This window comes from Parasphingorhabdus sp. DH2-15 (assembly GCF_051668705.1).
In the GTDB taxonomy this organism is placed as follows: Bacteria; Pseudomonadota; Alphaproteobacteria; order Sphingomonadales; family Sphingomonadaceae; genus Alterisphingorhabdus.
Window position 1 is genome coordinate 293,641 of the sequence record NZ_CP196351.1, and the last position, 19,156, is coordinate 312,796.

General features: G+C 52.1%; 20 protein-coding genes. 7 read left to right on the forward strand and 13 right to left on the reverse strand.

Annotation, left to right across the window (positions count from 1 at the left end):
- The first annotated feature begins 27 nt into the window (after window positions 1-27).
- Together nadC and ACR9YC_RS01380 are read left to right on the forward strand one after the other, a co-directional pair.
- The gene (gene nadC / locus ACR9YC_RS01375; protein ID WP_438728955.1) at window positions 28-888 is read left to right on the forward strand and encodes a carboxylating nicotinate-nucleotide diphosphorylase; all 861 of its coding nucleotides are present in this window, start codon (window positions 28-30) and stop codon (window positions 886-888) included.
- A complete protein-coding gene (locus ACR9YC_RS01380) occupies window positions 875-1,630 on the forward strand; it encodes a ribonuclease T2 family protein (RefSeq protein ID WP_438728956.1) in 756 nt (251 codons plus the stop codon). Before nadC ends, ACR9YC_RS01380 begins: the two co-directional genes overlap by 14 nt.
- A 10-nt stretch (window positions 1,631-1,640) precedes the next feature.
- Here ACR9YC_RS01380 and ACR9YC_RS01385 read toward each other — a convergent pair whose 3' ends face one another.
- Window positions 1,641-3,002, reverse strand: a complete 1,362-nt coding sequence (locus ACR9YC_RS01385; RefSeq protein ID WP_438728958.1) for an MFS transporter — start codon at window positions 3,000-3,002, stop codon at window positions 1,641-1,643.
- Window positions 2,999-3,346 carry an antibiotic biosynthesis monooxygenase family protein gene (locus ACR9YC_RS01390; RefSeq protein ID WP_438728960.1) on the reverse strand — a complete coding sequence of 116 codons (348 nt, stop codon included), beginning with the start codon at window positions 3,344-3,346 and terminating at the stop codon, window positions 2,999-3,001. Before ACR9YC_RS01390 ends, ACR9YC_RS01385 begins: the two co-directional genes overlap by 4 nt.
- A gap of 152 nt (window positions 3,347-3,498) precedes the next feature.
- On the opposite strand from ACR9YC_RS01390, the gene ACR9YC_RS01395 reads away from it, so the two are divergent.
- Both ACR9YC_RS01395 and rpoZ read left to right on the forward strand, forming a co-directional pair.
- Entirely contained in the window at window positions 3,499-4,122 is a 624-nt protein-coding gene (locus tag ACR9YC_RS01395; protein ID WP_438728962.1) for a class I SAM-dependent methyltransferase, read from the forward strand.
- 142 nt (window positions 4,123-4,264) lie between these two features.
- Window positions 4,265-4,609 (forward strand): DNA-directed RNA polymerase subunit omega, encoded by a 345-nt coding sequence (rpoZ, locus tag ACR9YC_RS01400; protein ID WP_438728964.1) that lies wholly within the window; start codon window positions 4,265-4,267, stop codon window positions 4,607-4,609.
- Window positions 4,610-4,737: 128 nt separating this feature from the next.
- Here the strand turns inward: rpoZ and ACR9YC_RS01405 are convergent, their stop codons facing one another.
- The 7 genes from ACR9YC_RS01405 to ACR9YC_RS01435 form a co-directional block, all read right to left on the reverse strand.
- Window positions 4,738-5,127, reverse strand: coding sequence for a hypothetical protein (locus ACR9YC_RS01405; protein WP_438728966.1), 390 nt, complete (start codon window positions 5,125-5,127; stop codon window positions 4,738-4,740).
- 92 nt (window positions 5,128-5,219) lie between these two features.
- A complete protein-coding gene (ftsH, locus tag ACR9YC_RS01410; RefSeq protein WP_438728968.1) occupies window positions 5,220-7,175 on the reverse strand; it encodes an ATP-dependent zinc metalloprotease FtsH in 1,956 nt (651 codons plus the stop codon).
- Between the two features lie 126 nt (window positions 7,176-7,301).
- Window positions 7,302-8,408 (reverse strand): tRNA lysidine(34) synthetase TilS, encoded by a 1,107-nt coding sequence (tilS, locus tag ACR9YC_RS01415; protein WP_438728970.1) that lies wholly within the window; start codon window positions 8,406-8,408, stop codon window positions 7,302-7,304.
- Window positions 8,296-9,216: a tetratricopeptide repeat protein gene (locus tag ACR9YC_RS01420; protein ID WP_438728972.1), complete on the reverse strand. Its 921-nt coding sequence runs from the start codon at window positions 9,214-9,216 to the stop codon at window positions 8,296-8,298. The genes tilS and ACR9YC_RS01420 overlap by 113 nt, the downstream gene beginning before the upstream one ends.
- 182 nt (window positions 9,217-9,398) lie before the next feature.
- Window positions 9,399-10,244 carry a helix-turn-helix domain-containing protein gene (locus ACR9YC_RS01425; protein WP_438728974.1) on the reverse strand — a complete coding sequence of 282 codons (846 nt, stop codon included), beginning with the start codon at window positions 10,242-10,244 and terminating at the stop codon, window positions 9,399-9,401.
- A gap of 112 nt (window positions 10,245-10,356) precedes the next feature.
- Entirely contained in the window at window positions 10,357-12,627 is a 2,271-nt protein-coding gene (gene ptsP / locus ACR9YC_RS01430; RefSeq protein WP_438728976.1) for a phosphoenolpyruvate--protein phosphotransferase, read from the reverse strand.
- 146 nt (window positions 12,628-12,773) lie between these two features.
- The gene (locus tag ACR9YC_RS01435) at window positions 12,774-12,926 is read right to left on the reverse strand and encodes a YdcH family protein (protein WP_438728978.1); all 153 of its coding nucleotides are present in this window, start codon (window positions 12,924-12,926) and stop codon (window positions 12,774-12,776) included.
- Between the two features lie 143 nt (window positions 12,927-13,069).
- Between ACR9YC_RS01435 and ACR9YC_RS01440 the strand changes: the two genes are divergently transcribed.
- Window positions 13,070-13,267 (forward strand): YdcH family protein, encoded by a 198-nt coding sequence (locus ACR9YC_RS01440; protein ID WP_438728980.1) that lies wholly within the window; start codon window positions 13,070-13,072, stop codon window positions 13,265-13,267.
- 133 nt (window positions 13,268-13,400) lie between these two features.
- Window positions 13,401-13,919 (forward strand): DUF1465 family protein, encoded by a 519-nt coding sequence (locus ACR9YC_RS01445; protein ID WP_438728982.1) that lies wholly within the window; start codon window positions 13,401-13,403, stop codon window positions 13,917-13,919.
- 157 nt (window positions 13,920-14,076) lie between these two features.
- Here the strand turns inward: ACR9YC_RS01445 and ACR9YC_RS01450 are convergent, their stop codons facing one another.
- The 4 genes from ACR9YC_RS01450 to ACR9YC_RS01465 form a co-directional block, all read right to left on the reverse strand.
- Window positions 14,077-14,967, reverse strand: a complete 891-nt coding sequence (locus ACR9YC_RS01450; RefSeq protein WP_438728984.1) for a glycine zipper 2TM domain-containing protein — start codon at window positions 14,965-14,967, stop codon at window positions 14,077-14,079.
- Between the two features lie 239 nt (window positions 14,968-15,206).
- On the reverse strand, window positions 15,207-15,707 hold the full coding sequence (locus tag ACR9YC_RS01455; protein WP_438731927.1) for a GAF domain-containing protein: 501 nt from the start codon (window positions 15,705-15,707) through the stop codon (window positions 15,207-15,209).
- 97 nt (window positions 15,708-15,804) lie between these two features.
- The gene (arfB, locus tag ACR9YC_RS01460; protein WP_438728986.1) at window positions 15,805-16,230 is read right to left on the reverse strand and encodes an alternative ribosome rescue aminoacyl-tRNA hydrolase ArfB; all 426 of its coding nucleotides are present in this window, start codon (window positions 16,228-16,230) and stop codon (window positions 15,805-15,807) included.
- Between the two features lie 93 nt (window positions 16,231-16,323).
- Window positions 16,324-17,367: a hypothetical protein gene (locus ACR9YC_RS01465; protein WP_438728988.1), complete on the reverse strand. Its 1,044-nt coding sequence runs from the start codon at window positions 17,365-17,367 to the stop codon at window positions 16,324-16,326.
- A gap of 369 nt (window positions 17,368-17,736) precedes the next feature.
- On the opposite strand from ACR9YC_RS01465, the gene ACR9YC_RS01470 reads away from it, so the two are divergent.
- A complete protein-coding gene (locus ACR9YC_RS01470; RefSeq protein WP_438731930.1) occupies window positions 17,737-19,056 on the forward strand; it encodes a cytochrome P450 in 1,320 nt (439 codons plus the stop codon).
- Window positions 19,057-19,156: the final 100 nt, after the last annotated feature.

Genomic DNA, 19,156 nt, shown 5'->3' on the forward strand with positions numbered 1-19,156 from the left:
CGGTCTGCACAATGGCAAAGATGGCGTATGACATTTGCGCTAGACCGTTTCGACCTTGATGCTTTCATCCAATCGACCCTGACCGAAGATTTGGGCGCGCCGCTGCATGATGGCGGGCGCGATGTGACCAGCGAAAGCGTGATCCCGGAAGACGCAATATTCACCGGAGTGATGGATGCACGGCATGATTGTGTCATTGCCGGCCTGCCATTGGCGGAGGCATTTTTCCGTGCGCTCGATCCTGATGTTATGATTGAGATATTGGTCGAAGAAGGCGCATCAGTGCATGCTGGCAGTGACCTTATGCGGCTGCGCGGAAAAGGCCGCGCAATGCTAACCGCAGAGCGTTCAGCATTGAATACAGCGCAGCACCTGACTGGGATTGCGACACTGACACGCAGCTATGTTGACCGCATCGCAGGAACTGGAGCGACCTTGCTGGACACACGCAAAACCCTGCCGGGGCTGCGTAGTTTGGAAAAATACGCCACGCGTCAGGGCGGCGCGCGCAATCACCGCATGGGGTTGTGGGATGCCGCGATGATTAAGGATAATCATGTCGCCGTTGCGGGCAATGTGGGAGAGGCAGTGCGCCGTGCCAAGGCAGCAGGGGTGGAGCATATCATTTGCGAGGTTGACCATATTGACCAAATTGACCCTGCGATTGAGGCGGGCGCGAACCACATATTGCTCGACAATATGCCGCCGCCTGTGCTGCGCGAAGCCGTTGCGCTGATTGGTGATCGTGCGGATACGGAGGCCAGTGGCGGTGTCACATTGGAGACCATTCGCGCCATTGCCGAAACTGGTGTGCAATTCATCTCGGTCGGGCGGCTCACGCAAAGCGCTCCAGCAGCCGATATTGGACTAGATTTTGCAGCGGTTTAATCTGCGCATCATGACTGCGCTGGCCTTATTGCCTGCATTCATGCTGCCCATGGCGGCACAGGCGCAAAGCTATCAATGCCGTATTCCGCAAAATATCAGCAATCCGCCTCGGGTCAGCCGTCCTGCGGATGAGCGGCCCAGAGTGCGCGACATTGATGGTTTTGTGCTGGCTATCAGCTGGTCCCCCGAATTTTGTAAAGGCCGCGAAGATGACCGGCGCAGCGCCACCCAATGCGGCGATTTGGATAATGCAGCGACGCAGCGGCGCATTGGCGATTTTGGTTTCATCCTGCATGGATTGTGGCCTGAAGCGCGGGGCAGTGATTATCCGCGCTGGTGCGCCCCTGTTAAACCGCTTAGTCCACGCATCATTGCAGAAAATCTGTGCGCTATGCCGTCTGCTTATCTTATCAACCGGCAATGGGCCAAGCACGGCATTTGCCTAACGCCTAATCCGGCCAGTTTTTTCCGCATATCGCGCACGATGTTTAACGCAGTGAAATATCCCGATATGGATGGGCTATCGCGTGACGATACGCTGACCATTGGCCGTTTTCGCGAGGCTTTTGTCAAAGTCAATCCCGGTCTGACCAGTGATATGGTGCGGATAAAAGCCAATCGGCGCGGCTGGCTGCAAGAGGTGCGTATCTGTCTGGCGCGCAATTATAAGCCGCGTGCTTGTCCGTCCCATATTCGTCGCAGCCGCAATAGCGACCGGCTGAATATCTGGCGCGGCTATTAGCGTCTTATTTCTACGCTTTCGTACCGGTCAGCACCTCATCAGCCTGCAAGCCCTTCCAACCCAATGCCAATACGCAGGCGCACAATATGGTGATAAGCGCAAAGGATGCAGGGGCGTAGACGGTGTAGAGCCACACACCAACAAAGGGACCAAGCACAAAGGCAGCGCCATTTATGGATGCGACAATGCCCGCCACTTGGCCTTGTTCTGGCCGTGATACCGCTAATGAAGCACCTGCTACAAAACCGGGCCGAAACAGACCAAAGCCCAAAGAGGCGATGATATAGCCCAGGGTGATGCTGTGCAGAGGTTGGGCCACCGCGATAATCAAACAACCAAATCCGCCCAGCAAGACACCCCATAATGTGGATGCGCGCGGCCCCATTTGCAGCTTGGGGATCAATCCCCATTGGGCCAGCAAGGTGGCAATGGCGCCGGCCATCAATACCAATCCGGTAGGTCCAGCGGCCAATTCAGGCGTCTCGCGTAACTCCAATCGGTCGAGCAGCAAAAAACCAATCATGCCCAATATTACAGCATGGGCATGGCCGCCAAGCAGACCAGCCACCATCCAGGGACGAATACGTGTGTCGTGCCAGCGCATACGCTGCTGCGTTTCATTTTTGGGCAGAGCATTGGCGTCGTCATTTTGCTCTCCATCGTCATTATCGTCGCTTTCGCGTTCAACATAGCTGCTGTTCGATGGCTCGGAAACAACGCGCCCTCTCGCGGCATAGCGCGGGTCATCATCGGGCAGGAATATGCGCAATGCCACCAATACCATGAGGCCAAAAAGCGCAAAAAATAGAAAGGGTGAAGTCAGCCCCAACAGCGGCAGGATGAGCAATGGCGCTATTGCAGGGCCAATAACGGTGCCCAATCCAAAGGAGGATGAAACGACAGCCAGTGCCTGCGTTCTAAGTGACCGGTCGGTACGGGCTGCGACATAGGCCTGTACGGCTGGTGGTGCGGCTGAGCCAAAGCCACCATAAAGAGTACGCGAAAGAGCGAACAGGCACATGGTCAACACTGCGCCCAGATATCCATTCAGACCAGCCCAAAGGACCATGCCGCAGCAAATGAAAGAGGTGATAAACCCCCAAATGCCAACCTTCATTAGCGCTTTGCGCCCGCGTTGATCTGACATGCGTGCCCAATAGGGCGCCGTGACCATCCACAAAATGGCTGACCAGCTATAGGCTAGACTGACCCAATAATCGGCAATGCCCAGCTTCTCGCCAACAGCAGGCATAACCGATTGCATGGCGGTGTTCCCGGCGGCAGTGACCAGCATCACCATGAACAGCACAATCGTGCGTTCACGCGCAATCGCACTACCAGTCAGGGCCTTTGGAGTAGGTGTAGCGCTCATGGCCAGCTATATCCGCGTGTCACTTTGGCAATGGTAATGATATAGCTGTCATACCATGTGCTCCGGCCCTGATCGCGCATTATTTTGTGATCCTCATTGTCTCGCCAACCAATGGCCGCCGCTTCGTCGCACCAATAGCTGATCGTTATACCAAAGCCATCAGGCCTGCGTGCATGGGTCATATCCAGATAGCCCTTCTGTGCTTTGGCCAAATTTTCCATCTGCTGTGCCGCCTTATCATATCCCGCTATATCAGCGCCATTGCGCTGAGCACAGAAAATGACCGCGACGGATCCTACAGGATATGGATGGTTATGATCGTCATAGCGCATGGCGTTTTTCATAAGTGGCAAATCATGTGGATGCCAGTTTTTAGTGAGCGCAATATGATGGCTGACAATTTATCATTACGTTTAAGTGACTAATCGCTTGGGTCTCGGTGCCGTAGCGTCTATCATGCTTTTATCACAAATTTGTCACCGGAGTTGAGGACAAGATGAGCAATGAACTTTCCGCCCCGTCGCCTTGGGCCAAATTAAAAGCCAAAGTGCAACAAAAGCTCGGGCCTTGGGGCGTTTTCTTCAAAGGATTTTTAAAGCATCCTGTCATGGTCGGGTCTATCATCCCTTCCTCTCGCTTCACGATCAGGAAGATGCTTGCTCCGGTTGATTGGGATAATACAAAATTATTCGTCGAATATGGGCCAGGTGTTGGCACTTTTTGCCGTCCAATATTGGACCGCTTGCCGCGTTCTGGTACGTTGATCGTTATCGACACCAATAAGGATTTTATCGACTATCTTGAGAGGTCTATTGGCGATAGTCGCTTTCATGCTGTGCATGGCTCAGCTGCCGATGTGGAAGAGATTATTGCAGCATTGGGTTTTGACCATGCTGATTATGTTCTTTCCGGCTTACCATTTTCAACCCTGCCTGACGGGCTGGGTGAAGAGATAGCCGCCGCGACAGGCCGCGCGGTTCGGCCCGGCGGGGCTTTTCTGGTGTATCAGTTTAGTGCTGCTTGCCGAACATTCATGGCGCCGCATTTCGCCAAAATCGATGCCGGTTTTGAGTTTTGGAATATCTTGCCGTGCAAATTATTTTGGGGCTGGAAAGAGTAAAGCGTCCATCTTTACGGATGCCTATGTGCCTGCTGTATACGGCACGTGGCGGCCATGCATGGGCGCAGGATTTCCTTGACTCTTGTATGTTCATTGGGCTAATCGCCTTGCTTTCAAGACAGTTATATGAAGGGTTTACGCCATGGCGCGCGTTACAGTTGAAGATTGCGTTGATAAAGTCACTAACCGGTTCGATCTGGTTTTGCTGGCCGCACAGCGTGCGCGTGAAATTTCTGGCGGCGCAGAGCTGACGCTTGATCGTGATCGGGATAAGAACCCCGTTGTTGCATTGCGTGAAATTGCCGAAGTCACCATTAAACCTGACGATCTGGAAGAAGGCTTGATTCAGTCTCTGCAAAAAGTGCAGATGGACGATGATGATGTTCCTGATGAAGTCGGCTCGCTCAGCAAATCTGCTGAAGCATTGCGTCTGACAGCATCAGCTCCGACACGTACAACATCGATCAGCACCGACTTTGAAGGCTAAGCCTCGTCATTGCGGATAGAAAAAGGCCCCTTTTCGGGGCCTTTTTTGTATCTGTTTGGGAACAGGTCTGAATGCCGCCTGCTGATTTATTTTGCCTCAACTATTTTGCTCAAGCTATCTTGCTCAAGCTATTTTGTTTTGCAGGGATAACGCTTCTTCATCAGGTCATATAATGCGGTCTTCACCGATATACGACTGCGGTTGTTGGCGGGGTAGCTGCGGAAATGGTTTAGCAATTGGTCGCTGTTGATGCTTGATTGCCCTTTTGGTGGCGGACAACTATGCGGTGTCTTACCGGTTTTGCGGGCTTTTTGAATGTCGGCGCGATACAGTTTTGACGCGCCCTCAATCTCATTTTTCAGCAACTCTATGTCCGATGAACTCAGTGCCAATATGCCTTGCGCTTTCAAAGCATCGGCCTTTTGCAAAAATGTGGCGATGGACATGGAGCCATTGGCGGCGACCAATAGCCCTGCAGCCAATAAAAGACCTGATATTTTATAACTGTTGATCGACATAAAAATTCACCCTCTGAAACGCCTGTAATTGGCGCTTAGAGGGTGAATATTATCTGAATTATCCGGCTGAAAAGCAGCAGATAAATAGAGGGTTATGCGCCTTCAGGGTTCGGCGAGCCAAACGGCTTTTTGCGCTTACCTGCTTTGGGGATAGACGTGCCAACATCCGTAATGATCGCGGTTGTCTTGCCGCTATTATCATCCTCACGGTCGATCGTGCCAGTATCCAGCAACTGCTTGATTTCCTGACCCGTCAGCGTCTCATATTCCAGCAAGGCCTGTGCAAGTGCGTGCAACTGATCTACATTATCCGACAGCAGCTGCTTTGCCTTTTCATAGCCTGAATCGATGATCCGGCGAATCTCCTTATCAATGGCCTTGGAGGTTTCCCCAGACATCATGGTCCGCTGTGTCTGGCCCATGCCAAGATAGCCTTCGCCCTGCTCTTCATATTGTACAGGGCCAAGCTCATCCGACATGCCCCATTTGGTTACCATGTCGCGCGCCAAGCTGGTGGCATATTGAATATCGCCGCTCGCACCAGATGACACCTTGTCATAGCCAAAGATAATTTCTTCGGCGACGCGGCCACCCATGGAAACGGAGAGGTTGGCGTACATTTTGTCGCGATGATAGCTATAGCTGTCCCGCTCCGGCAAACGCATAACCATACCCAAAGCGCGGCCACGCGGAATGATGGTTGCCTTATGAATAGGGTCAGAAGCTGGCTCATGAACCGCAACGATAGCATGGCCAGCCTCGTGATAGGCGGTCATCTTTTTCTCGTCCTCAGTCATGACCATGGACTTGCGTTCGCTGCCCATCATCACCTTGTCTTTAGCGTCTTCAAATTCCTGCATCGCAACCAATCTTTTGGCGCGGCGTGCAGCCAGCAAAGCTGCTTCATTGACCAGATTGGCCAGATCGGCACCGGAAAATCCGGGTGTACCGCGCGCAATGGTGCGTGAATTCACATCGGGTGCCAACGGCACTTTTTTCATATGTACGGCCAGAATTTTTTCACGACCTTCAATATCCGGCACAGGAACCACAACCTGACGGTCAAAACGGCCCGGACGAAGCAATGCAGGGTCCAGAACATCAGGACGGTTGGTCGCGGCGATAATGATGATGCCTTCATTGGCTTCAAAACCGTCCATTTCAACCAAAAGCTGGTTCAATGTCTGCTCACGCTCATCATTGGAATTGCCCAAACCATTGCCGCGCGAACGGCCAACCGCATCGATTTCGTCAATGAACAATATGCACGGAGCGTTTTTCTTTGCCTGTTCAAACATGTCACGCACACGGCTTGCGCCTACGCCAACAAACATTTCAACAAAGTCAGAACCTGAGATGGTGAAGAAAGGAACGCCTGCCTCGCCTGCAATGGCGCGGGCCAGAAGTGTTTTACCCGTACCAGGAGAACCGACAAGCAATGCCCCTTTGGGAATTTTGCCGCCAAGACGAGCAAATTTTTGCGGGTCTTTTAGAAATTCAACAATTTCCTGAAGCTCTTCACGCGCTTCATCAATGCCGGCAACATCTTCAAATGTCACTTTGCCATGCTTTTCAGTGAGCATTTTGGCTTTGGATTTGCCGAAGCCCATTGCTCCGCCAGCGCCGCCACCTTTTTGCACTTGGCGCATGATGAAAAATGCGATGCCTATGATCAGCAGGAATGGCAAAACGTTGAGCAATACCATGGTCAACAGACTGGTTCGCTCGGCTGCCTTACCCGTATATTCAACGCCATTTTCTTCAAGCAATGGCACGAGTGTATTGTCATTTTCTACCGGCACGGTGACAACGCGTTTATTGTCGTCAGTAATCGCGATAATTTGCTCTTTGGCGATCTGCGCACTTTTGATTTTGCCACTCACAACTTGCTCACGGAAGTTGGAATAGCTGACAGCATCTGCATTGGCAGTGGCGTCACCGGTATTGAACATGGTCACAACAACCAGCAACCCGACAATTACGCCGGCCCAGATGAGCATATTTTTAGCCCATGGGTTGGGGTTTTCCGGTTCTTTATCTTCGTTCATAGCCAAACATCTCTTTTCATCGTGCGATTCTCATTAATAGATAAGCGCATTTCGCCAAAGTACAATATAGACCGGCTGACCATGCCATAAGGTTAATGACGCAAAGAATCGCAGATCCGTTGCAATTTATGACGATTTGCGTGGCGGAGCGGGGGCAAAATGCCAAATATCGCCCTTGATGCTGCACAAAATGTCGCCTTGCACGGTCTTTTTCCGGCTTTTGAGCGATTGCACCACGCGGTTCAAAGCGCTGCCCCTTGGCTGATAGTCAGGCCGCAAATGCTGAAGGGCCAGAAAAACCAGCCTTAAAAGAATTTCTTCCGGTAAATCGTCAGGGTTAATGGCGGCATGATTATTCGCGCATTTGAGGTGGCTTTTGGCGAAATGCTCGCCAGCCCAAACCAAAGCCATATTGGCATTATCCAAAGCCTGCGCCGTCCTGTTGGCGGCAATAGGGTCAAGCCAGTCACATGATGCTAATGCTTGCCTGATTTGCACGCGGTCAAAGGTTCTGTTCTCGTTGCTGGGGTCAGTGATGAATGGTATTTTTTGCGCATGGGCATAGTTAACCAATTGCTCTTTGGTAAAGGGCAGACATGGCCGCATGATCGCAACATCGCCATCACCCTTATGCACCGCTCGGATGGCGGCCATTCCCGCGACACCGCTGCCACGGTTCAGCCGCATGATAAGTGTTTCCAGCTGATCGTCAGCATGATGGGCGGTCAATATGCATTGTGCGCCTTTGGCATGGGCCCATTGCTGCAAAAGTGCGTAGCGACAGTCACGGGCACGCGATTGCACATTGCCTGTAATCGGTTCCTCAGGCAGCAAAATGGCATGGTCAATATCATGCTGTGCGCAAAATTGCGCCACCATCGCCGCTTCGGCATGGCTTTCGCTGCGCAGCTGATGGTCAACTGTTGCGGCAATGATTGTAAGGTCAGGCACTTTGTTGGCCAATGCCAATAGCGCCATGCTGTCTGGCCCACCCGAAACGGCAACCACGCATATGCCTATCTTAGCTATTGATACGCCTGCCAGCCGCTCTAGCTCGGTTGCAAATTGCGCCTCAATCTCAGCACTATTGCCAGACTGTCGCTTTTGCAGAGGCAAGTTTTTACGAGCAGCCAGCGGTTTCACGGCCAGAAGATAATCGGGTTGCCAAACGTCCTGATGCCGCATCGGGATAGGCATCGGCCAGTTCATCAAATGCGGCGCAGGCCTTTTCATTATCCTTCGCGGCAATCAGTGCGGCGCCTAGGAAATACAGGCTATCAGGTGCACGGGCTCCGCGCGGATTGGTCTGATAATTCTCCAGCAGTATTTTTGCCGCACTTTGGGGTTTGCCGCCGTCCAGCAATGCTCTGCCAAGCAGATTGCGTGCATGGCTGTTGCGGGCATGATTGGGGTGTTTTTCCAGCGTCAGGCGCAATTGCTGCTGCGCTTCGGGGTAAAAGCCAGCATCCCAAAGACGAAATCCGTAAATATAGTCATCTTCACCAGCATCATCGCTTTCAGGTTTTATGATCGCGGATACGGCGGCAATGCGTTCTGCACTGGGCTCGGCGGCTAGTGCTGCACCAGGGGCAGCAGCGGCTGGGCCATTATCAGATGCAGCAGTTGTCGTCGCTGCGGCTTGTGCTTCTTCGCGTGCTTTTTCGGCTGCTTCTATGCTTTGCAGGCGGTTTTCAATCTGCCCAAGGCGAAAGCTGTTTTCTTCTGTTTGTGAAGTCAGCCCGGCCAATTGCGCTTCAAGAGCATCTACGCGGGCCAGAAGATCGGCCAGCACAGGCGAGGCGTTGGAGCTGTTTTGCGATTGCGTGGGCGTCTCACTTTGCACTTCTGGTTCAAAAAAACGTTCAGAACCACCAGGGAAGACCTTACGCTGCACAGCCCGTACTTCCGCTTCCAACCGTTCAACACGGCGATCAAGATTGTTACTTTGTGCAATGGCAGGGGCGGATAGGGCAGTACTTGCCACCAATGTTATTGCTGCAACAGCAAGGCTGAATGTGCGGCTGGATGGTAAAGCTAACATGATATAAGTACCTTTTAGGTTCGAAACTATGACAGCGTCTTTTGCAGGATATTAACCTGTCTTTTTTGCGCCATCGGCTATGATAAATAGACCAATATTATAGTCAGGTGAACAGCTGGTGGCGCAAAGACAAGATACATACTCACGCCCTAACCCCAATAGCAATGGGACATGTACGCTTGTCACTGCTCAGCGCTGTCTGCCCGATTAAGCAGCGCCAATGGATCAACCGGAACGTCACGGATAACTCTTTCTGCTGTACCCAGAGGTTCGATAACGCGGCCGCCCACTGTAATCGACAGAGCATCTGGACGAGCCGTTGCCAGTTGCGGGCCTTCTGCATCGGCGGGCACAGTATAAGTCTCGCCCAACTTCATCTCTTTCTGCATCAGTTGATCGCCATTGGCGTCATAAAACTTCACCCAGATACGGTCTTGTGTCGCGGTAAAGATAACGGGAGCATCTGGGCCGATATTGGCAGGGTCATCGCCAATACTGCCTTCGTCTCCGGCGGTGCTATCATCGCCGCCTTCTTGGCCAGAACCATCGAGCAGACCTGCATCTCCCGCAGTATCTTCTGCGCTAGCGAGTTCCGGCATATCGGAGAAACCAGACGTGCCGCGCCATGCTGCATAGCCCAAAACAACAGCAACAATTCCGACTGCAGCAATTATCCAAGCCGTTTTGGCGCTGGGGACTTTGCCGCTTTCTTCAATATTGCTGTCTGGCAGTGCAAATGCCTGACGCTTATTTTGGTCAGCGTCCAACTCTTCGCGCAATGGGTCAAGCCATTCACTTTCCGGTAGTCCAACGACTTTTGCATAAGCGCGCGCAAAACCGATAGTATAAGTGCGTCCCGGCATATCGGAGAAGCGGTTCTCTTCCAGCGATTGCAAATGGCGCGAGGAAATACGGGTCGAGTTGCTGATATCTTCAAGGGATAACTGCTTTGCCTTGCGCGCCTCTTGCAGACGTTCTCCAACGGTCAGAAGCATGAGCTCCTCATTTGCTGGTTCTTCGTCTTCCATTTGCGGCCCCTTATGCGCAATATTTTCTTTCACACGGTCTGAATTATAGAAGCTATGACGTCAACGCCTGTATCACGGTTTTCTATAAGAATTTACGCGGCTTTCAGGCATTTTAGTCAATTTCTACACCTTCTGCTCGAGCCCAACTGCGTAGCGCACCGCGCAGGTCTTCCGGTGGCATGCTCAATAAGGTGGACATTTGTGCCTTTGTATCAGCCAGATTGATTGACCGGATCATGGCTTTTACCGGCCCCAATGCGGCTGGAGTAATGGAAAGCCGGTTAATGCCAAGCCCGATCAGTGCTAACGCTGAAAGTCGGCGCCCGCCCATTTCGCCGCAAACGGTCAGGTCAATGCTGCTCCCGTCAACATTGCGAACAATGCGCGCTAGAAAACGCAAAATGGCAGGGCTAAGCCAGTCATAACGCTCCGCCAATTTGGGATGTGCCCTATCAGCAGCGAGCAGAAATTGCGTTAGATCATTGGTGCCGATTGACAGGAAAGAGATTTTAGGGATCAGAATGTCAAGTGTCTCGGCAAGCGCAGGAACCTCCAGCATTGCGCCATAGCGGATTTTTTCGGGCAGCATCTTCTTATGGTCGGTTAAAAACTGGCACTGCCGCTCAAAAATCGCCTTTGCCTCATCAAATTCCCATGGCTCTGCAACCATGGGGAACATAACATTCAATGTTCGTCCTGCTGCGGCTTCCAGCAATGCTCTGGCCTGAACTTTCATCAAGCCATCACGATCGAGCGCAACGCGCAATGCGCGCCAGCCCATTGCGGGGTTTTCTTCCTGATCAGTGTCCTTACGCAAATATGGCAATGACTTATCACCGCCAATGTCAACCGTGCGGAACACAACAGGTTTGTCGCCAGCAGCATCCATAACATCGCGATAGAGCCGCATCTGGCGCTCACGGCGCGGTAATGTTGCTGACACCAGAAATTGAAATTCAGTGCGGAACAGACCTATGCCTTCCGCGCCGCTATGGTTGACGGCAGACACTTCGTCACGCAGTCCGGCATTGACCATCAGGCAGATCGGTACGCCATCCTTGGTAATGGCTGGTTCGTCGCGCAATGCGGCAAAACTGGCTTGCCGTTTCTTGCGTTGGTTGAACTTGCTTTCAAATGCTGTGAGTGTGGCCTCTGTCGGGCGAACATGCACAATCCGTTCGTCGCTATCGAGCAGGATTTCATCATCTTCGCGCACCATATGGCGAATAGAGCTGACCCTGCCAATCACCGGTATGCCCATGGCGCGGGCAACGATGGTGACGTGCGCCGTTAGTGACCCTTCCTCAAGTATCACGCCTTTCAAGCGCCGCCGGTCATATTCCAGCAACTCCGCTGGGCCCAGATTGCGCGCTATCAATATGGTATCAGTGCGCAAGCCCAGCTTTGCAGCTGTACCCAATTGGCCCGATACGATGCGCAGCAAACGGTTAGCAAGGTCTTCCAGATCATGCATCCGCTCGGCCAGCAAGGGATCGTCAATTTCACGCATCCGCATTCTGGTGCGTTGCTGTACGCGTTCTATAGCTGCTTCTGCGGTCAGTCCGCTATCAATGGCGGCGTTGATGCGCCGCGACCAACCTTCATCATAAGCGAACATTTTGTAAGTTTTGAGGATTTCCTGATGCTCGCCATCGACGCCAAATTCGGCCTGACTGGCCATGTCGTCAATCTGCTCGCGCATTTTGGTGAAGGCTGAATAAACCCTTTGGCGTTCAACCTCTATATCGTCTGCGACAACATGTTCGATGGTGATGCGCGGCTGGTGAAAAACAGCACGGCCAAAAGCCAGACCTTTGACCAAGGTAAGGCCGGACAGGCGCGCAGGTCCAGTCGAACTTGACGACAGGTCCGCCACGGCTTCCTGATCGATCAACTCTGCATTGCTGATCAATTCGCTAATCACCATGGCAACGGTTTGCAGGGCTTCGATTTCTACATCATCATAACGGCGCTGCTCGACATGCTGAACACATATCACGCCTACAGCGCGTTCGCGGCGAATAATCGGCACACCGGCAAAGCTGTGAAAACGTTCTTCCCCCGTTTCCGGGCGATATTGAAAGTCCGGATGTGCGGCTGCTTCAGCAAGGTTAAGCGTATCAACCTGCTGTGCAATATGGCCGGTCAACCCTTCTCCAAGCGCCAATTTTGTGACGTGGACAGCGCTTTGGTTTAGGCCGCGTGTCGCGAACAGTTCCAGCGCCTGTTCACGCAAAAGATATAATGAACACACCTCGCTGTTCAAAGCCGCGCCAATGATTTCAACCATCTGATTCAGCTTGGCCTGCGCATTGGCGCGCGATGCCATAAGCTCGTGCAGTTCGGTCAATATCTTTCGTGCGGAGGCTGTGGCTGAGGTCATAACCCCAGCCTATCATATCGCGGCGTTTTCACAATAGATGTCGTAAGGCGATAATGGCGTGCCATTCCAACCGTTAGATATAAAGTGAAATGGCCATCATCCCAGTTTAAGCGGTCAAAGCCATATTGTTTTGAAGGCTGACCCAGCTAATGGGTTATTTCTTCCTTCAGTCGCAATTTCTGTTTTTTCAGGCTGGATATTCGATAGGCATCTGGGGCGGGGCGTTGCTGCTCTTCATGGATCTTCCGATCAATAGCGGCGTGCTTTTGTTGTAGTGATTGCAGATGCTGCGTATCCATATGTGTCTCCTGCGACTCGTTCGAAGGGATGTACATTACACCATGAATTGTGATGAGAGTCTTTACCATCCATCCATTATGGAGCAACGCTTCATCGAAAAAATAGAATGGCGCTTCATCAACATGCAGGATAGACACCCAATATGGACGAACGCGCACTCAGGCAGAAATTGACCCAATTACGACTGGAACATCATGATCTGGATGTTGCCATTGATGCTTTGGCTTTGTCTGGCGGACATGATCAATTGCAATTGGCCCGTATGAAGAAGCGCAAATTGCGTTTGAAGGATCAAATATCTGCCATTGAGGATATGTTGATACCCGATATTATCGCTTAGGCCCGTTTCTGGTCTGACAAAGGACGACAATCTCGCGCTCCTCCGCGTTTCAATTTGATACACCGCTTTATACCCACCTGTTTGTGGACAAATAACGGCTGCACCGAAAGCAGATACTGGCTAATGTCAAACCATGTCTTCTATATTATCCATCGGTACAGCCCGGGATGTTACACCGGACCTTGTTGACGCTCTCTACATAGAAGCGATGCTGCTTGCAGAAGAGGCAAGGGAGCATTTTTCCAACGCCAATATCGATGCGATTGCAGAGGCTTTTCTGGCACCTGTGCGAAAGGTGGAATTGTCTTGCGAGTCCCTCAAGGTCACGACGCGGCTGATGCACGCCATTGCCTGGCTTTTAAACCGCAAGGCCTATTTTGCTGGTGAGCTTACTGAGAGGCAGCTGCGCAATCACAGCAGAATGCTGGGCCGTGCGAATGAGAGTGAGCCTGATGTTATCGCCACGCTTGATCCGCAAAGCCGTTATCTTGTGCATGCCAGTCAGGAGCTTTTTGACAGGCTTAAGCGTCTTGAAGAGCGTCAGGCCAATATTTCGCAAACCGCCGATGACGATGGCTTACCAATAGGCATGGCACAGGCCTCTCCAGTTCGCGAAATGCAGGAAAAGCTGCGTCAATCACTCACATTATAAGCTGCTGATAATATCATCGGCTATATCTGCGCTGCGCTGACTAGGTCACGCGCAATGCTTCAACGCACAATCTATTTGCGTAAGCTGATGCGCTGTGGCCGTTTTATGTTTTAATGATTGTGCTCCAGCCCTTTTCAGAACTGGGGCAATAATCGATTTAGCGCGTTGCTGGCCGAGCTTTTGTACGGCGCAAGCGCTTTGCTTTTGTCCGCTTAACCCGTTTCACTGGCTCGCGTACATAGACTTCTTCGGTCACATATTCTGGTTGCTGACAGCCGCACCCGCCTGTCACGGTAACGGTTGTGGTGCCGCTTTGGGCGTTGGCGACCGCTTGGGCATAAGCATTATATTGCTGATAATAAGCAGTATAATAATTGTTCAACCATTGATTATAGGCTGCATAATAGCTTTCATAATCACCATATGCCTGTTGCTGCGGCTGGCGGAATTGGTCGCATGGATCACGCTCAGACCGGTCAATAACTGCGCCAGCTATAGCGCCAACCCCTGCGCCGATTAACGTTCCTGCCGTTCTGTTGCCACGTCCAGCAATCCGGTTGCCGGCAAGTCCGCCAATCGCACCGCCAATAAGTGCGCCGCCAACACCATTGTCACGGCGACAGCGTTCGATCAGATTGCGATCGTCAAAGTTTTGATTGCGAAAATCTGCGCCATTCAGATCATCTTCCGGAAAACCACCATTGGGCAGGCTGGCATCCGGCAATTGCTGAGCGGGAAATTGCTGCGCTGGCAATTGTTGGGCCGGAAATTGTTGTGTCGGTAACGGCGTGCTGGGCAATTGCTGTCTAGGCAATCGCTGTGCCGGGTCAGGAAAGCTGACTCCAGTCGAGCCAGGTGCTGGTAAACGAATGTCACGGCTTTGCTGCACCTTATCGTCCGTCAACACGTCCATTGTTGATATGTGTAGGGCTGAAAACGAAGATATATTCGAGTCGCTGATTGATGTTGCTGCGTTGGCTGGGCTTGCGGCTGCGCATGCTGCTACAGCGGCCATCAATGCGATGCGAGTATTTAGGCGGTTCTTCATAGTTAACAGCTCCCTTGACGGGCTTGATCGATATAATAGTTAATCAAAGCCCAAGAATATTGGTTGATAAACTGTTACCATTTTCGTGCATGCTATGCCATGCACTGCCTGTAAATTCACGTTGTGATTGGGGCGTTTTTGCCGGTTTGTCCTGTTTTGGGGCAGAGTTCGCCAATAAGGTTACCTCAAGGTTCGCCCTAAAAGGCCAACCCAGAAATTTGCTGCCAATTAGCGTGTATTTATGCGCTAAAACATATTTCCATCAGCTGCGCGAGACGCTCTACTCCTTTGGCATCCTCACCATCAAAGCGTGCTGTTAATGGGCTGTCCAAGTCAATAACGGCAACGACATGCCGATCTGCACCCTGTCCGGCAAAGACCGGGACAACCAGTTCGGACAGCGTATCGCCGTCACAAGCAATATGCCCCGGGAATGCATGGACATCTTCTACACATTGGGTTTCGCCACTCGTCGCGGCTGCACCGCATACGCCTTGATCCATAGCTATTCTTATACAAGCGGGTTTGCCCATAAATGGCCCCAATATCAGCCCACCATCGACAACGCGGTAGAATCCGGCCCAATTAAGCCCGGGCAAAAACTGCCACATCAAAGCAGCGATATTGGCCATATTGGCAATGGTGTCCGGCTCATCAGCAACCAGCGCACGCGCTGCTCTAAGCAAATCGTCATAGAGCACGCTTTTTGGTGCATCGGCATTGGTCTGAAAATCATACATGTGCGACATATAGGCGGGCAGATGCGCAAGCGCCAGATTATCTTATCGGTGCTATCTCATTATCACAGCATGGCAAACATATGCGCATGTCATGCTATCAATCAAAGGAGACTTTGCCGCGCCCTTTTTTGATGTCAGCGCGGTTTTTCTTTTGTGCCAGCCGCTTGGTTTTGCCGACGCGGTTCAGGCGCGTTTTCTTGCGTTTTGCAGGTGCAATATGCGCTTGATTAAGAAGCTCCAGAAAACGCTGCTGTGCTGCCTGACGATTTGCAGGCTGTGTCCGGTGCGTCCGCGCAGTGATCACAATCTCCCCTTGCAGATTTAGGTAGGAAGCGGCGAGCATTTTGAGCCGGTGATAGACTGGTGATGTCAAACCAAGTGCAAAGATATTAATCCGCATCTGTACAGCGGTGGAGACCTTGTTGACATTTTGCCCGCCTGGGCCGGAAGCAGTTATAAAACGCTCGCTAATGGCTGCGGCTGGAATGTCTTGCCACGTCAATGGTGTATCTGCACCGGGCATCAGAACGGCACCGATTTTTGGAGCAGTGTATAATATGCCATGATTGAAAATACCTCTCCGCCATGCTTTTGGCTAGCAGAGAGTTATATATTCTTATGGGTTAGGCAGACGGCGCCGACCAGATGTGTTGCGCGGTGATCTGCGCGGTCTTGACGGTCTTGGGCGTGCCTGCCGGTTTGAGCGGGATCGTTGCGGCTTGCTATCGTTCCTATTCTGTCGAGCGGCAGGACGTGCGCGCTGACGCGGTTGGCTCGCACTGCTATTATCATTACCAGAATTGTTGGTCGCTGGAGCAGCGGCTGGCGCAGGATTAGCTCTGCGATTACCAGTACTGTTTTGTGTATTTGCTCGCTGGACGCCGCGCCGGGCCGCCCTATTTGCACGCCGTTCACTGCGATTGGCTCGTCCTGCCCGGCGCTCCGTTGCAGGGGTTGCCCGGCCTTCAGCTGCCCGACCTTCGCCTGCCGGTGCTGCGCCATTATTACCGCGTCGTGCAGCGCGATTGACCCTGCGGTTTGTGGTATTGCGATTTGCGCGGCGGTTAACTCTGCGGCCTTCCTGCGTTATTACAGTGCCGTCCGTTGCTTGTTCTTGCTGTTCAGCTCGGCGTTCCTGCCGCCGTGCACGCCTTGCATTGCGTATAACATCTGCGCCAAAGCCATCATTGCCCCGCACACCATTACCTCTTGAGCCATTACCTCTGCGGTTATTAATCGCATCGCTTGAACCCCGTCGGTCTGCGCGTCGCCCATCGCGCCGTACTCTGGCTGCGCGGCCGGGTCGGCCAGCTCTTGCTCCAGCTATGCGGCCGTTACGCCCAATACGCTGCCGCCTATGTTCCAGCCGCCTTTGCGACCAATAAAATAATTGTGCTTCGTTCAGTCGCCATGGACGCCCATAAATATCGTAAAGAAAAAGGCCCTGACCCGGGTAGAATAATCCATCATAATATCCGCCAGAAAAGCCAATATCGCCAAAGCCGTTTAAATTGTCGCACTCAACATATACGTCTCTGCCGGCATAAGGGTCGCAATATTCGTCATAATATGCATATTCATCAGACGCGTAATCATTAAATCCTGGACTGCCATATGAGACACAGCCGCTAAGGGCAAAACTGCCGATGAATGCGCCCATTATATGGAGCTTATTTGATGCTGCGAATCTGAACATTTCTCACCTCTCAATTGGTATCACTAAGGCGATCGAATTGAATTGTATATGAATGCCTTGGCTGCGTCCCATTCATACACAAGGCGATAGCTTGCCAATTCACTTGCTAACATGCGTGTAAATAGGTATTTAACCAATCGGTTAATAAGATAGAGATGGTGATGAACGCACTATCGCGAATATGCGAATTTCATCGCCGTAAATATTGATAACATAAGGTGTCACATGGCCAGTATTGCTGCAAACCCCACACAGAAATCGCCAAAAGAAGCCGTGAAACGTATTTCTCCAAACCCGGATTTTAGAGATAGCGGTAATCCGCACTGGGTGAGAATGCCAGATGGCGGAATCGATCATCTGCCTGGCGATTATGGACCGCCAATAGTGGGACACACCTTTACCGCATTGCGTGACCCACGCGCTTTTGGCCGCAAAATGTATGCGCAATATGGCCCTATTTACCGCACCTTTCAATTTGGCCGCAAACAGGTGGCGCTGGTCGGTGCGGATGCTAATGAGCTGGTGCTGTTTGACCGCAGCAAGACCTTCTCCTCAGAGCAAGGTTGGGGGCCTGTTTTAAATCTTCTCTTCCCGCGTGGGCTGATGCTGATGGATTTTGACCATCACCGCGCCGATCGCAAAGCGCTGTCAGTCGCGTTCAAACCCGGGCCGATGCGCCATTATGCAGAAAGCCTGTCCGAAGGGATCGCGCTGCGCGTAAAAGACTGGACAGGCAAAAAATTCGCTTTTTACCCCGAAGTTAAAAAGCTGACACTCGATCTGGCAGCAACCAGCTTTTTGGGCATTCCTTGGGGCCCGGAGGCTGATAAGATCAACACTGCTTTTGTCGATATGGTACAGGCATCTGTAGGTGCTGTGCGCAGCCCGCTGCCATTCACAAAAATGGGCCGCGGCGTCGCTGGCCGCAAATATCTGGTAGACTATTTCACCCCGCAAGTGCGCGAGCGGCGAGAGAAGCAAGGGCCGGACATGTTCAGCCAGTTTTGCCGCGCCACCCATGATGATGGCAGTTTGCTGACCGAAGATGAAGTTGTTGATCATATGAACTTCCTGATGATGGCGGCACATGACACCATCACCTCATCGGCTTCATCGCTGGTGCTATTACTGGCACAAAACCCCGATTGGCAGGAAAAACTGCGTGCGGAATGTTTGGCTGTAGCGCCTAATGGCCAGTTGAAATTTGACGATTTGGGCAAGCTGGAACTGACCGAAATGGCGTTTAAGGAATCGCTACGGCTTATTCCGCCTGTGCCATCAACACCGCGCCGTGCAGTGAAGGATTTCGAATTTATGGGCTATAAAGTGCCTGCCGGTACCGCTGTTGGTATCAGCGCTGGCGCCGTGCATAAGATGGAAGAGCATTGGCCCGATCCAGACAAGTTTGACCCGATGCGCTTCACGCCAGAATTGGTGCGTGAACGCCACAAATTCGCTTGGGTGCCTTTTGGCGGCGGCGCACATATGTGTCTGGGCTTGCACTTCGCCTATATGCAGATCAAGATTTTGATGCACGAAATCCTGACCACTAATCGTATCGTCGTGGAAGAGGGTTATGATCCGGATTTTCAATTTTGGCCTATCCCGCAGCCAAAAGATGGCTTGAAAGTTTATTTTGAGCCTTTGGCTTAATATTTTTGCGTTCCGCGGGCCGGTTCTCTCAACATTTTGATCGGCTTGCTGCTCCCAATGGCAGCGCATCTATTCAGCCTGAATGGCAGTTCACCGCATG

Excerpts from the sequence above, each read along its gene's own strand:
- nadC (WP_438728955.1), top strand. The coding sequence starts at position 28 with ATGACATTTGCGCTAGACCGTTTCGACCTTGATGCTTTCATCCAATCG.
- tilS (WP_438728970.1), bottom strand. The coding sequence starts at position 8,408 with ATGAAAAGGCCTGCGCCGCATTTGATGAACTGGCCGATGCCTATCCCG.
- ACR9YC_RS01390 (WP_438728960.1), bottom strand. The coding sequence starts at position 3,346 with ATGAAAAACGCCATGCGCTATGACGATCATAACCATCCATATCCTGTA.
- ftsH (WP_438728968.1), bottom strand. The coding sequence starts at position 7,175 with ATGAACGAAGATAAAGAACCGGAAAACCCCAACCCATGGGCTAAAAAT.
- ACR9YC_RS01455 (WP_438731927.1), bottom strand. The coding sequence starts at position 15,707 with ATGTATGATTTTCAGACCAATGCCGATGCACCAAAAAGCGTGCTCTAT.
- ptsP (WP_438728976.1), bottom strand. The coding sequence starts at position 12,627 with ATGACCTCAGCCACAGCCTCCGCACGAAAGATATTGACCGAACTGCAC.
- ACR9YC_RS01405 (WP_438728966.1), bottom strand. The coding sequence starts at position 5,127 with ATGTCGATCAACAGTTATAAAATATCAGGTCTTTTATTGGCTGCAGGG.
- ACR9YC_RS01385 (WP_438728958.1), bottom strand. The coding sequence starts at position 3,002 with ATGAGCGCTACACCTACTCCAAAGGCCCTGACTGGTAGTGCGATTGCG.
- ACR9YC_RS01465 (WP_438728988.1), bottom strand. The coding sequence starts at position 17,367 with ATGGGCGCATTCATCGGCAGTTTTGCCCTTAGCGGCTGTGTCTCATAT.
- ACR9YC_RS01435 (WP_438728978.1), bottom strand. The coding sequence starts at position 12,926 with ATGGATACGCAGCATCTGCAATCACTACAACAAAAGCACGCCGCTATT.
- ACR9YC_RS01395 (WP_438728962.1), top strand. The coding sequence starts at position 3,499 with ATGAGCAATGAACTTTCCGCCCCGTCGCCTTGGGCCAAATTAAAAGCC.
- rpoZ (WP_438728964.1), top strand. The coding sequence starts at position 4,265 with ATGGCGCGCGTTACAGTTGAAGATTGCGTTGATAAAGTCACTAACCGG.
- arfB (WP_438728986.1), bottom strand. The coding sequence starts at position 16,230 with ATGCCCGGTGCAGATACACCATTGACGTGGCAAGACATTCCAGCCGCA.
- ACR9YC_RS01425 (WP_438728974.1), bottom strand. The coding sequence starts at position 10,244 with ATGGAAGACGAAGAACCAGCAAATGAGGAGCTCATGCTTCTGACCGTT.
- ACR9YC_RS01440 (WP_438728980.1), top strand. The coding sequence starts at position 13,070 with ATGGACGAACGCGCACTCAGGCAGAAATTGACCCAATTACGACTGGAA.
- ACR9YC_RS01450 (WP_438728984.1), bottom strand. The coding sequence starts at position 14,967 with ATGAAGAACCGCCTAAATACTCGCATCGCATTGATGGCCGCTGTAGCA.
- ACR9YC_RS01445 (WP_438728982.1), top strand. The coding sequence starts at position 13,401 with ATGTCTTCTATATTATCCATCGGTACAGCCCGGGATGTTACACCGGAC.
- ACR9YC_RS01420 (WP_438728972.1), bottom strand. The coding sequence starts at position 9,216 with ATGTTAGCTTTACCATCCAGCCGCACATTCAGCCTTGCTGTTGCAGCA.
- ACR9YC_RS01470 (WP_438731930.1), top strand. The coding sequence starts at position 17,737 with ATGCCAGATGGCGGAATCGATCATCTGCCTGGCGATTATGGACCGCCA.